Here is a 13393-nt window from a genome sequence, read left to right on the forward strand (position 1 = left end):
TTTCTAATGGACCTTTTACTGGCAGGTGGGTTTAGTGAGCTTTGTGTTTTTTTCCAGGACTTATGAAGAGTGAAAAAAGATGTCTGATTTTCTGAATCAATTTTATAACGGTGCAGCCCGATAAAAAATTAAAAAATAAGAAATTTTGTTATTTTTAATATTGAAAAATACAGTATTGGTTTCATGGGTGGGGCTCTAAATATCTTGTTGTATCCTGCCTGTGAACTTATTAGTGGTGTATTGATGGTCAATTAGAGGTCGATTATTTCAGTGGAAATATGGCATTGCTGAAAGTCTTTATTATATTAAGCAGGGGTGCAGAAATCTAAGCGTTTTCAACTGCTACGATTAAAAAATTAAATTTTACTGGTTTGGCGGAAGAGGGTGAGACAGCCGGGAGCAAAAAAGACTTAAAAGTAATTACTTATATGGTGTAGAAAAAGCGGGCTAAGCCCGCTCTCTCATTTTTGAAGATTACTGTCCCAAAGTAAACAGCTGTGTATTGCCACCAGTGGCAACGGTATTGATGGTTTTGGTTTTCTCGGTAGCAAAGCGGAATAAATAGTGGGGGCCGCCGGCTTTGAAACCGGTGCCGGAGAGGCCTTGGCCGCCGAATGGATTCACGCCGACTACTGCACCGACCATATCCCGGTTTACGTAGCAATTCCCTACATTAACCCGTTTGAATACCGCGTCGGCGCGGCCTTCGATGCGGGAGTGCAGGCCGAAGGTGAGTCCGTAGCCGGTGGCGTTGATGCGGCGGATCACGTCCTCCAGTTCTTCGGCTTTAAAGCGTACCACGTGCAGGAAGGGGCCGAAGACTTCGCGCTTTAGTACAGAGAAGTCTTCAATTTCTACAACTTGAGGGCCGAAGAAAGTGCCTGTACCGGGCTTTTTATCTTCATCGAAGGCAAACAGCGTTTTGGACTCTGTGCTCAAACGCTCCCGATGGGCTTCCAACAAGCCCAGTGCTTTGTCGTCGATTACTGGGCCGATGTCGGTATCCAGCTTGCCGGGATCGCCAAGGGAGAGTTCTTCACAGGCGCCTTTGAGCATATTGAGCAAGTTATCGGCGATTACGTCCTGTACACACAGAATGCGCAGGGCGGAGCAGCGCTGGCCGGCACTTAGGAAGGCGGATTGAATTACGTCATCTACTACCTGCTCGGGCAGGGCAGTGGAATCCACAATCATTACATTCTGCCCACCAGTTTCGGCAATCAATGGAACGATCGGGCCCTCTTTCGCTGCCAGTTGTTGGTTGATCAGGCGAGCGGTCTCGGTGGAGCCGGTAAAGGCTACGCCGCCCAAGCGGGGGTCTTCGATCAATAACTTACCTACGGCTGCACCGGTGCCGGTAATCAGGTGTAGCACTTTTGCTGGTACGCCAGCATCGAGCATCAGGCGAACGGCGTGGGCGGCGATTATTGGCGTCTGTTCAGCGGGCTTGGCCAGTACTGCATTACCAGCCGCCAGTGCGGCAACTACTTGGCCGGTAAAAATAGCCAAGGGAAAATTCCAGGGGCTGATAGCGACGAATACGCCACGGCCGCCTAGGTATAGTTGGTTTTTTTCACCAGTGGGGCCGGGCAGCTCCGTTGGTTCACTGAAATGCTGGCGCGCTGCATTGGCATAGTAGCGGCAGAAATCGACTGCTTCACGTACTTCGCTGATACCATCATTGAGAGTGCGGCCTGCTTCCAGGCAAATAATTGCGGCAAGTTCATTCGTCTTTTTCTCATAGAAATCGGCGATGCGATCGAGAATCGCGGCGCGCTCATTGCCGCCCATACGATCCCAGCCGATCTGTGCTTCAGTCGCAGAGGCGTAGGCTTGCTCAATCAGGTGCTTGTCGGTATTAGCGGTGTGGCCAATGACCTCGCCGGAAGCCGGATTGTAAACTGGCTCTTCGGCTTTACCCATAACACCGTTGATGATTGGGCCCCCGAGGAAATGCTTGCCGCGCTGTTTGTCCAACTCTTCCAACAGCGGCTCTACAGAATTGGGATCGGTCAGCTCGATGCCGTGTGAATTTTTTCGTGGCAGGGCTTCTGCGCCCATATAAATATTCTCCGGTACAGGAATTTGTGGGTGGCGGTATGGGTTACAGGCCTCACTGAGGTCGAGAGTGTCCTGTACCAATGCCTCAATTGGGGTCTCCTCATCCATAAAGCGGTTTACAAATGAGCTGTTTGCGCCGTTTTCGAGGAGTCGGCGAACCAGGTAGGGAAGCAAGTCGCGGTGGGCGCCTACCGGAGCATAAACTCTCACTGGTACGCGTTTGCCGTGTACAGCTTCAATTTGCGCGTAGAGCAGGTGGCCCATGCCATGCAGGCGCTGGAATTCATAGTCAGTGCGTTCACCAGCCATCTCCAGGATCAGGCCTACGGTGTAAGCGTTGTGAGTAGCAAACTGGGGATAGATAGCATCACCGGCATCCAGCAGCCTCTTGGCACACACTTGGTAAGAAAGGTCAGTGTGACACTTGCGGGTATATACCGGGTAATCGGTCAGGCCCATCTGCTGGGCGTGCTTGATTTCGCTATCCCAGTAAGCGCCTTTCACCAAGCGAACCATTAATTTGCGGCCGGTGTCTCGACCAAGGGCGATCAGCCAGTCTGCAACATGGGGAGCCCTTTTTTGGTAAGCCTGCAAAACAAAGCCGAGGCCTTGCCAGTCCTTCAGTTCAGGGTCGCGGGCAAGTGCGTCGAAAATATCCAGGGAGATATCCAGGCGTTCCGCTTCCTCGGCGTCGATATTTAAACCCATATCATATTTGGCGGCAGCAACGCACAGGCGCTTTACCTGGGGCAGCAGTTCATCCATGACACGATCGCGTTGCAGTACGCTATAGCGAGGATGAAGGGCAGACAGTTTGATAGAGATCCCGTTAGCTTCGACAACGTCACGTTTGGTGTTGTCGTTACCGATGGCTTCGATAGCCATCATGTATGCATCGTAATAGCGCTGGGCATCGGCCATGGTGCGCGCACCCTCTCCGAGCATATCGAAGGAAAAGCGAGTGCCGGGCAGGTTTTCCTTGGGGCCGCGCTTAAGTGCCTCGTCGATAGTACGACCAAGTACGTACTGTCCCCCCATGATCTTCATGGCCTGCATCATGGAGGTGCGCACCATGGGTTCGCCGATACGGCTGATCAGGCGTTTCATCCAATGGGAAGGACGCTCGGTGATATCGGGGTCCAGCTCAACCACGCTGCCGGTAAGCATAAGCCCCCAGGTAGAGGCATTCACAAATAGTGAATCTGACTGGCCACGATGGCTGGACCAGTTGCCGGAATGCACTTTCTCAGCAATCAGTTTATCGGCAGTATCAGCATCGGGAACCCGAAGTAGAGACTCCGCCAGGCACATGAGGGCCACCCCTTCTTTGTTCGACAAGCCGAACTGCTGCAGGAAGGCGTCCAGGGTGCCACGCTTACTGCGCTGCTGGCGTGAGTGCCGTACCAGCTCGCGCGAGGTATTCAGAATTTTCTTGCGCAGGGCTTCACTGGGGCGCGGTGCGGCCAGGAGCTCACTTACACATTGGTTTTCGTCGGCATGCAAATACTCGCGTGCCTGTTCTCGGGCACTGTGTAGGTCTCCGGCGAAGTTTGTCGACATATCGTCTCCCAAGCTCTATATCTAGGGTCAGAATAAAAAACCGGATTATGTGCGAAAGTGCTTAGAATTAATCGCCATTTTGGCGCCAGTTGTGGTTAAATATCACGCCTAATTGCGTGATTGCCAGTAGGGTATTTTGTAATGTCTCGACAGTTGGAAGATCTTGATCGTATCGATCGCCAAATACTGCGTATCCTGCAACGCCATGGACGACTGCCAAACGTAGAGTTGGCACGCCGGGTTAATCTCAGTCCCACTCCCTGCCTGGAGAGGGTCAAGCGCCTCGAGCGAGAGGGATTTATCCGCGACTATGTAGCGTTGCTGGACCCGCTCAAGGTTCATGCCGGCCTGGTTGTTTACATCCAGGTGACTCTGGCTAATACAGCCACTGAGGCACTGGAAGCCTTTAACCAGCATGTGGCTGGCTTGGAGGAAGTGCAGGAGTGCCATATGGTGGCCGGTGGTTTTGATTACCTCGTAAAGATTCGCATTAAGGATATGCTTGGATACCGCCGTTTTCTCGGAGAGAAGCTGGCTTCAGTGCCGGGAGTACGCGAAACCCATACCTATGTGGTGATGGAGGAGGTGAAAACCGATACTGCCGTAGCGGTGCCGGACCCTGAGCCTAAGACCAAATCAGCCCGGCGCTGAGCCGGAAGCGCGCTTTAGGCGCGTGGTGGCCTGGAACCTATCTGGAACCTATCTGGAACCTATGGGGAGTCGGCCACCGGGCAGATAATCATCAGGTAAGGTTGCCAGAGCTCGGGAAAATGACTCGCCAAAAAACTCCGTACCCGGCATGTGCTCCGTGTTGAGGTAAAACCCAATTGCTTTTCCCCACCGCTATCTTTGCTATTGATTGCGGAATTCATGGTGGAATAGGGTGAATTGGCAACCATTGTCGGTCGGTATTTTATTATCCTCGACATAACTTGTGAGCGGTGTCCCCGCCGCCGAATCAGAATGCGATAACGATAAAGTAGGTAATGTATGGATTTCTCACTGAGCGAAGAGCAGCAGATGATCCAGGACGCAGCACGTCAGTTTGCCGAGAGCGAATTGAAGCCTATAGCTGCGGAACTCGACAATACAGGTAACCGCCCTCTGATACTGGAGAAGCTCAAGGAATTGGCCGAACTGGGTTTTATGGGTATCAATATCGATCCCAATTACGGTGGTACAGGTGCAGGCACGGTGGCTTTTAGTTTGGCGATTACCGAACTGGCACGAGGCTGTGCATCCACTGCAACTACCACCTCGGTTACCAATATGGTGGCTGAAGTTATCCAGGCTGTAGGCAATGAGGACCAGCGCCAGAAGTACCTGCCAAAAATCTGTAGCGGGGAATACGCTGCGGGTTCTTTCTGCCTGACTGAGCCCGGCTCAGGTTCTGATGCTGCAGCTATGCGTACCCGTGCAGTAAAAGACGGCGATGAGTATGTGCTGAATGGCAGCAAATTATTTATCAGTAGTGCTGAATTTGCTGGCATTTTTGTTGTGTGGGCGGTTACCGACCCTGATGCCGCGAAAGGTAAAGGGATTTCCTGCTTCCTGGTTGAAGCGGGCACACCGGGGCTGATTATCGGCAAGGCTGAAGAGAAGATGGGGCAGAAAGCTTCTGTCACCAATGAAGTTTCCTTTGATAATTGCCGCATTCCCGCAAGTAACATGCTGGGTGAGGAAAACCGCGGCTTCCGAATCGCCGCGGGTGAACTTGCTGGTGGTCGTATTGGTATCGGTTCCCTGGCACTGGGAATTGGGTTGGAGGCGATGGATTGCGCCCGCGCTTATATGCACGAGCGCGAGCAGTTTGGTAAAAAACTGGCGCAGTTCCAGGGATTACAGTGGCAGCTGGCAGATAAGTACACTGAACTCGAAGGTGCGCGCCTGTTGCTGTTACAGGCAGCTTGGCAGAAAGATGCGGGCATGGCTTTTGGCCCCGCGGCGTCCATGGGCAAACTGTTTGCCAGTGAAAAAGCCAATGAAGCTTGTTACTTAGCCCTGCAGATCCATGGTGGGGTCGGATATACCCGCGAGTACCCATTGGAGCGCATGAGCCGCGATGTGCGTATCACCACCATCTATGAGGGCACCAGTGAGATCCAGCGCCTGATCATTGCGCGTCACCTGCTTGATGTGCGTTGATTTAGTGATATAAGACCCAGAGGCTGGCTCTACCCAAATGGAGGAGTCGGCCAGTGGGCTCCATGCTTAAAATTGTCAGCAATCTTCCCTTCGCTACCGAATATCCCATCCTTACTGACAGATCCTACCTATTCTCTACTGGGAAATTCTTTTCCTGTTTTCCGGGAAAATATTTTTCAGAGCTTGTCCGCTAAACAGTACTTGCGGCCATTAAGAGTATCCGATAGCGGGTGAGAATGATGCTTGCTGACCAGGGAATCTCCGCGACTTTTTTAGCTCGCCTGGCATTTATTATATCTCTTCAGTTTTCTGTTTTCACTTATGCCGATCCACCTAATCCGGCGAGTGCTGTCACCCAAAAGGCCAATCAGACAGTTTTAAAAGAGTTGCCATTTGATAATCGGCAGGATTTTGAAAATGTAAAACGCGGTTTTATCGCGCCATTACCTGATAATGGCGTAATTAAGACCGAAAAAGGACAGCCTGTCTGGAATCTTGAAGCCTTTCAATTTGCACGGGATAAACCTGCACCAGACAGTGCCAACCCAAGTTTATGGCGACAATTACAGTTGATCTCCGAGGGTGGGCTTTATGAGGTAACTCCGCGAATCTACCAGGTGCGTAGCGCCGACCTCTCAAATATTACGTTTATTGAGGGAGAGACTGGGGTGATCGTAATGGATCCCCTGATCTCGGAAGAAACTGCGAAAGCAGCCTTGAAATTGTACCGGCAGCATCGAGGTAACAAGCCAGTGGTCGCGGTGATTTATACCCACAGTCATGTGGATCATTACGGTGGCGTACGTGGGGTGGTAAATGAGGAAGAGGTAAAATCTGGAAAAGTTAAAATCTTTGCTCCAAAAGACTTCCTGATTGAAGCGGTCAGTGAAAATGTCTTTGCCGGTAACCATATGGCGCGTCGCGCCAGTTTTATGTACGGTAATTTGATCCCAAAAGACCCTAAAGGTACGTTGGGGGCTGGATTAGGCCTGGAAACCTCTACGGGTACCGTCACTTTAATTGAACCCACCGACACTATTACAAAAACAGGAGAGACTCGAACCATTGATGGTCTGACTTTTGAATTTTTGATGGCACCGGGTTCTGAAGCACCGGCTGAAATGCATTTCTATATTCCCGAGCTAAAGGCAGTAACCGCTGCCGAAAATGCTACCCATACCTTGCATAATCTTTACACGCTTCGCGGGGCCAAGGTGCGCAATGCAAGGGATTGGTCGCGTTATTTAAATGAGACCATTCAGCGCTGGGGAGACAAGGCAGAAGTATTGTTTGCACCGCATCACTGGCCGACCTGGGGGCAGGAAAATGTTGTTAATCACCTAAAGAAACAGCGAGATCTTTATAAATACCTGAATGACCAGACCCTACGCTTGGCCAACCATGGCTATAACATGGTGCAGACTGCTGAGATGATGGAGCTTCCCCCAGAGTTGTCTCAGTATTGGGCCAACCGAGGTTACTACGGTAGTGTTAATCACGATACTCGCGCAGTGTGGAATTATTACCTCGGTTTTTTTGACGGCAACCCCGCGCGTCTTTATCCAATGCCTCCCACTGCTGCCGGCAAGAAGTATGTGCAATATATGGGAGGAGCGGCCAATATCATCAAGCAAGCCAAGAGAGATTATGATGCTGGCGAGTACCGCTGGGTGGCGGAAGTGCTGGATAGACTGGTCTCAGCCGAGCCGAACAATCGTGCTGCAAGAGATTTACTGGCCGATGCCCTGGAGCAAATGGGTTACCAACAGGAAAACGGAACCTGGAGAAACTTCTTCCTCAGCGGCGCTAAAGAGCTGCGGGATGGCATCGAGCGCCTACCGGTGCCGCTAACTGCCAGCGCAGATACTATTCGTAGTATGCCCACCGAGCTGATTTTTGATTATCTGGGGATTCGCTTGAATGGGCCAAGAGCGACAGGCAAAAAAATATCGATCAATATTAATCTTCCAGATATAAAAGAACGCTACTCACTGGTGCTGGAAAATGCAGTGTTGAACTATGGCCCTCCAGTTAATGACCCTCATTCCAGTGTCACAATAAAGCGTGAAGACTTGAATGATATTATCCTTGGTACCGCCACAATTCAGGAGAAGATGGAGGATGGTTCGATAAAAATAGTTGGGGATGTTGGCCAGTTGAAAACTCTTCTCTCCCTTATGGATCGATTTGACTTCTGGTGGAACCTGGTAACCCCAGAGCCTATGGAAAAAATGTCTTCAGGAGACTTCTGATGAGTGGTCCATTGCCAACTGTTGTTACCGTAGAAGAGGCTGGTGCGGATAAATATACGCAGATACTGCACTCGGGTCCCCATCGGTTAATTGCTGATGAGCCGGAGGATTTAGGCGGGCAAAATCGTGGACCAGGCCCTTACGAATATTTACTCATGGGGCTAGGAGCATGTACCAATATCACCGTGCGTATGTATGCAAATATGAAAAATATTCCGTTGGAGCGAATACAGGTCATCCTCTCCCATCGTAAGGTCCACCTAGAGGACGGGAAGGACTGTGAAAAAAGTTCGCAAAAAATTGATGAAATTGTGCGGGATATTACCCTGGAGGGGGAGCTGACCGGTGAACAGAGGCAGCGCCTGCTGAAGATTGCTAATCGCTGCCCGGTACACCAGACACTGACTTCAACAGTAACTATTCATACACGCTTAAGCTCCCAATAGAGAATATGCCTCCCATGGCTTTGTAGGGAATTCTATTGGGTAATGAATAGTGACCGTTCTTTTGGTTCAAATGTCTTGGGGTAGCAGCGGCCTCTTTTTCAGGGCGTAATTTATGGCGATACAAGAGTTTGTTTTTGGAATCCGATCGAGCTATATAGTTAAGTTGTGGTATGGGGGCCAAACTACGGATTGCCCAAAAGGTTCCTGAGAGAGTTTACCGGCTAATTAAAAGATTTGATCGGGAGCAGGCAATTGCAGAGGCCAGAATTGTGGCCCCTAATGCCCTTTTTTACCCAGACTGTCTGGAAGGCCAATGCCGAGGCTATTTAACGTCCCTCAAAACTATACTTTCATTTCATAACTTATGTTCTGCTATTTAGTAATCCCTATATCAAATGTGGTGGTTGTTAATGTGGCTTTAATATTCAGGAAGTCATAGTTTCTTCAGTTTTATGAGCTGAAGCTTTAATGCTCGGCGTCACTTCAGGAGCTTGTCGGAGCGTAAAGGTGAGAATACCATCTTCGATAGGTTGTTTAAGTAGAATTCTTGAGTCTTCCTCATAATTATTTAAGAGGCGCCAAGGATACTTGTTACCCTGGCGAGGTAATACGTTGTTTCCTCTTTCCACATAGCCGGAATTTAGGCTGCTCATCACAGAGCTGTTTTCACTACATCCTTCTGTATCTTTGGCAATGCAGGTGTCAAAGTTACCTTGGTCCATATAGTTGAGTAAGCGGCAGATGTACTTTGCAGAGATATCTGCTTTCAAAGTCCAGGGAGCATTGGTATACCCGAATACCCATGACATATTGGGCACCCCTTCTAAGAGAACGGCTTTATAGGTTAATTTTTCCTTGATATTTACTTCATTTCCATCAACATAGAGTTGCATTCCTCCAAGCACCTGTAATTTGAGGCCGGTTGCCGTAATTATAATATCGGCAGTAATGCGCTCTCCAGATTTCAGTTGAATGCCTGTTTCTCCAATAGATTCAATTTCATCGGTCATTACCGAAGTTTTACCGGAGCGCATTGCCTTAAAAAGGTTATCATCAGGTACCGCGCAAACCCGCTGATCCCAAGGTTGGTAGCTTGGGGTAAAATGACGCATGTCGAAATTTTGGGGCAAGCTTTTGCGTACACCGCGTAAAAAAAGCTTTCGCATAAAGTTGGGCCAGCGCTTGGAGGCTTTAAAAAGCCAGCGCTGTATTTTGATGTTTCGCCAGCGAGCAAATTTAAATACCCAGGAGCTGGGTAGAATTTTTAAGAGTTTTTTAGAGAGTTTGTCGAACGCGGGAACAGAAATGATATAGGTGGGTGAGCGCTGCAGCATGGTTACATGCTTGGCTTTTTCCGCAAGTGCGGGAACTAGAGTAACCGCTGTTGCTCCACTGCCGATGACAACGATCGTTTTATTACAGTAGTCCAGTTTTTCCGGCCAATGTTGCGGATGGATATAGTCACCCTGAAACTGTTCTGCTCCAGGAAACTCAGGCAGGTATCCCTGATGATGATCATAATACCCTGTACAGGAAATCAGGAAACGACAGCTATAGCTGCACCGTTCACCGGTTTTTAAGTTAATTCCGTCGATAACCCAGATTTTTTTTTCGCTATCCCAATTGGCTTTGGAAAGTTCAATGCCGAAATGAATATGCTCCTTAATGGAATATTCTTCGGCAGTATCGCTGATGTACTGTTGGATAGAGGGGCCATCGGCCAGCACTTTGAGGCCAGGCCAGGGGTGAAAATCAAAACCAAAACTGAACATATCTGAATCGGAGCGAATTCCTGGATAGCGAAATAAATCCCAGGTTCCACCGACTTGTTCGCGGCGGTCCAGAATGGCAAAACGTTTTGTAGGGCACTCGCGACTGAGGTGGCAGGCTGCGCCAATACCGGAGAGGCCAGCACCGATAATTAGTACGTCAAAATGAAGCGGTTCCAAAATCAATTACCTGGCTGATTGGTAGGTGTTTATAGACTGCGTAGAACCAATGCTGATTTATTGCTACATTGCGACAAAAAATTATCTTGAGGCGCCAGAGGCGTTTTGGAGGGGCAGTGGGAAGCGTAATACGAGCCAGTGTGCTCACGGGATATGGCGAATTAGTGGAGGCTTTGGGTGGTAATACCGCTAGCTATTTCACTGAATTCAATATACCGCAGGATATTGTGGTGTCCGACACTCGTCTCTTGTCCCATGCCGATGTTGCGAGTTTGTTGGAAGTCTCCGCACAGCGATTACAGTGTGAGGACTTTGCGCTGCGCCTTGCCTTTCATCAGGGAGTAGACAGGCTGGGGGGAATCGCTGTGATTGCCTGCAACTCTACAACGCCAAGGGAGGCGGTGGAGGCGGTAGGTAGATTTATGCCTCTGCATAGCCCGGCAACCCAATTGCGTCTGGAGCCTGTAGGCGACGGGCATTGTGAGCGCTTGGTATTTAACTTACTTGACCCAGCTTTGTCACGATTTACCCAAATCCATGAGCAGACATTGGGTAATGCATTGGCAATGTTACGTATGCTGATGGGGGCGGATGCTGCACCACAACGGGTTTTGTTGCCGCACAGTCCGATCTCCAACAGGCAACGTTATCACGAGTACTTTTCCTGTCTAGTGGAATTCCAGTCGGGCTACTGTGCTATGGAGTTTCCCTCTGACCAGTTGGATAGTCAATTGCCCTCTGCCGATCCCGTGACCAAGCGTTTGGCTACCTGCTATCTGGAGCAGCAATTTTCCTCATCAGCAGCGTCTCTGGGTACCAGAGTGCGGGAACTATTACGGCAGTTGTTGCCAACGGGAAAATATCAGGTGGCGGTGGTTGCTGATCACCTGAGCTTGCACCCCCGCACTCTACAAAGGCGCTTGGCAGATGAAAGTCTGCGTTTTGATAGCTTACTGGATCTGGTGCGTAGGGAGCTGGCGGCAGAGTATCTCTCAGATGCCAGTCTTGCATTGGGGCAGATAACGGGTTTATTAGGATATGCCGAGCAGAGTACTTTCCAGCGCTCCTGTAGGCGTTGGTTTTCCGATACGCCACGCAACCATCGGCGTCGCCTTACTCGTGCGCAAGCTTTAGAGCGTAAAGGTTTGGCTACTGCAGATCAGTAGTCTGTTAGCTCAACCTCTCCGGGGCGCCAAGTCTTTTCCAGCCAGGGGCCTAATGGGCCATATAGGCGCAAAATAACAAAGAAGCCTTTACCCGGCACTGTCTCCAGCCAGTTGTTTTCAAATCCTTTCGGCGCTACGGGACCGAAAAAAATATCGTAAGAACCATCAGTGTTTTTCTTGATACCTTTGCTCTGGCTGCTTACCGAGGGAAACTCCTGGCTTGTCTTTAGCTGGGAGCGGGTTTGGCTGTCATAAATGTTAACCGCCCAAAATGCATTGACAGGTACATCGGGTGGCAGGTGCAGTTTGTATTTCCTGGCGCCATCAAAGGGCTCTTTGTTTTCGTCGACAAAGGCAATGGCATAGTCAGAACCTTTACCTGGCTCGATGGCTGTCATCGCTGGGCTGACACCGGTGTAAGGGTAGAAGTAGCTAACACGGGCATCACTGTTAATCGTTTTACCATCGGGCCCATTGAAGAAAATATTTTTACCCGGGAAGGCCATCACCCAGGCGCTGTCGGTGCCCGGATAGATTTTGACATCGGATAATGATTTGTCTGTGCGTGGGTACCAGACAATAGATCGGGCGATGCCATTACCGATGCCAACTGCATCGGTCAGTATCTTGATCATGCGTTCATCAGGGCTAAAAGCCTTACCTTTCTCAATGCCGATAGAGGCAAACAAGCCGCGAGTTTCCGGATTTAGCATTCCTATCCATTCGTATTGGATGATCTCATTTAAGTGCTTGTAGAACTTGTAGTTGTTGGGGTGGATGGTGTTGAAGGCCTTGCCAGAGGCGCTAATAAACACCATGCGCGGAGGGTGATTCTTCTTGGAGAGGGGGTAGATCCTCAGTTTGTCTTTAACGCTCTGTACAGCTTCATCCAAGTCCTGGTTGCTGGGAGAGCGCATAAAGACCCATACCCGGTAAGAGCGAGGATATACAGGGAAGTAACCGAAGGGAAGGTTGCCTTTATAGTCGGGTGGCAGGACTAGATATTTTCCTCCCCGACCCTTATCGGGGCCGGAGTTACCTATGTCTTCCGCATAGCGAAACCAGGCATCATTGAATGCGCCCATCACATTCGGTGGTGCGTGTAGAACTGTAGGGCCATCTCTCTTCAGGTCCAGGAAGGCCAGGGTGTAGATGGTGGATGTATTGCCGGTAAGGAACAGGGATTCGGAATTCATTAGTCGATCAAAGATCAGCACTTCATGGGCCGACTTGGCGCCGAGTTCATACCCACCTTTCATGAGTGCATGTACTGATGCTCCCTGAATACCTTTCAGGAAGCTATCTACCGCGCGCATATGGTCCAGATAGTCATATAGCTTTTCAGCTGTCTCAGGGTAAGGTGCGCCGTCGCGAAACTTTAATAAACCGATACTACTCTCGACTTTATCCGGGGTGCTGATGGACTCTATGGTTTCCGGGCCGACGTCTGTGCTAGCAAAAGTAGCGGGTAAGTAAAAGGTAAATAAAAAGAGGGCCATCAAAAACCCACCGTGGATGCAAGGACGTACTTGCTGGAGAGGCAGCCATGACCGGTGGTTCAAATTCTGTTCCTCCATTGGTGAGGTTGCCTTTGAGTAGATTAATGACAGGAAAGGCAATAGCTTCCAATGCTTCATCTGTAAGTTATTTTCCGCGCAGGGAAGCCTTTAGAAGTAAAAAGGTGTCATTTACTGGCGCGTATAAAAGAGAATTTGGCAACTACATATTAGTCGCTTCTACTGATGGACTCTTTGTCAGTTTCAGAAGTGGCGCAAATTTATAACATGTTTTGACAGATGGCGTATTACGTAGAA

The 13393-nt window shown here is 49.8% G+C and carries 9 protein-coding genes; 6 read left to right on the forward strand and 3 right to left on the reverse strand.

Features of this window, described 5'->3' with window-relative positions; translation table 11 throughout:
• Positions 1 to 474 precede the first annotated feature (474 nt).
• Positions 475 to 3621, reverse strand: coding sequence for a bifunctional proline dehydrogenase/L-glutamate gamma-semialdehyde dehydrogenase PutA (gene putA / locus ABWV76_RS02950; RefSeq protein ID WP_353375173.1), 3147 nt, complete (start codon positions 3619 to 3621; stop codon positions 475 to 477).
• 141 nt (positions 3622 to 3762) lie between these two features.
• Between putA and ABWV76_RS02955 the strand changes: the two genes are divergently transcribed.
• The 4 genes from ABWV76_RS02955 (at position 3763) to ABWV76_RS02970 (ending at position 8464) form a co-directional block, all read left to right on the forward strand.
• The gene (locus tag ABWV76_RS02955; RefSeq protein ID WP_020415006.1) at positions 3763 to 4272 is read left to right on the forward strand and encodes an Lrp/AsnC ligand binding domain-containing protein; all 510 of its coding nucleotides are present in this window, start codon (positions 3763 to 3765) and stop codon (positions 4270 to 4272) included.
• Positions 4273 to 4611: 339 nt separating this feature from the next.
• Positions 4612 to 5766: an acyl-CoA dehydrogenase family protein gene (locus tag ABWV76_RS02960; protein WP_020415007.1), complete on the forward strand. Its 1155-nt coding sequence runs from the start codon at positions 4612 to 4614 to the stop codon at positions 5764 to 5766.
• Between the two features lie 236 nt (positions 5767 to 6002).
• On the forward strand, positions 6003 to 8018 hold the full coding sequence (locus ABWV76_RS02965) for an alkyl/aryl-sulfatase (RefSeq protein ID WP_353375174.1): 2016 nt from the start codon (positions 6003 to 6005) through the stop codon (positions 8016 to 8018).
• Positions 8018 to 8464, forward strand: coding sequence for an OsmC family protein (locus tag ABWV76_RS02970; protein WP_020415009.1), 447 nt, complete (start codon positions 8018 to 8020; stop codon positions 8462 to 8464). Before ABWV76_RS02965 ends, ABWV76_RS02970 begins: the two co-directional genes overlap by 1 nt.
• Before the next feature lie 425 nt (positions 8465 to 8889).
• On the opposite strand, the gene ABWV76_RS02975 is transcribed toward ABWV76_RS02970, so the two are convergent.
• A complete protein-coding gene (locus ABWV76_RS02975) occupies positions 8890 to 10413 on the reverse strand; it encodes a flavin-containing monooxygenase (RefSeq protein ID WP_353375175.1) in 1524 nt (507 codons plus the stop codon).
• 116 nt (positions 10414 to 10529) lie between these two features.
• Here ABWV76_RS02975 and ABWV76_RS02980 point away from each other — a divergent pair, with 116 nt between their 5' ends.
• On the forward strand, positions 10530 to 11579 hold the full coding sequence (locus ABWV76_RS02980) for an AraC family transcriptional regulator ligand-binding domain-containing protein (protein ID WP_353375176.1): 1050 nt from the start codon (positions 10530 to 10532) through the stop codon (positions 11577 to 11579).
• On the opposite strand, the gene ABWV76_RS02985 is transcribed toward ABWV76_RS02980, so the two are convergent.
• Positions 11573 to 13078, reverse strand: a complete 1506-nt coding sequence (locus ABWV76_RS02985) for a DUF1254 domain-containing protein (protein ID WP_020415012.1) — start codon at positions 13076 to 13078, stop codon at positions 11573 to 11575. The two genes, ABWV76_RS02980 and ABWV76_RS02985, sit on opposite strands and share 7 nt — an antisense overlap.
• Positions 13079 to 13125: 47 nt before the next feature.
• Here ABWV76_RS02985 and ABWV76_RS02990 point away from each other — a divergent pair, with 47 nt between their 5' ends.
• Positions 13126 to 13362, forward strand: coding sequence for a hypothetical protein (locus ABWV76_RS02990; RefSeq protein ID WP_282950925.1), 237 nt, complete (start codon positions 13126 to 13128; stop codon positions 13360 to 13362).
• The last annotated feature ends 31 nt before the right edge of the window (positions 13363 to 13393 follow it).

This window comes from Microbulbifer sp. NBRC 101763 (assembly GCF_040371615.1).
In the GTDB taxonomy this organism is placed as follows: Bacteria; Pseudomonadota; Gammaproteobacteria; order Pseudomonadales; family Cellvibrionaceae; genus Microbulbifer; species Microbulbifer variabilis.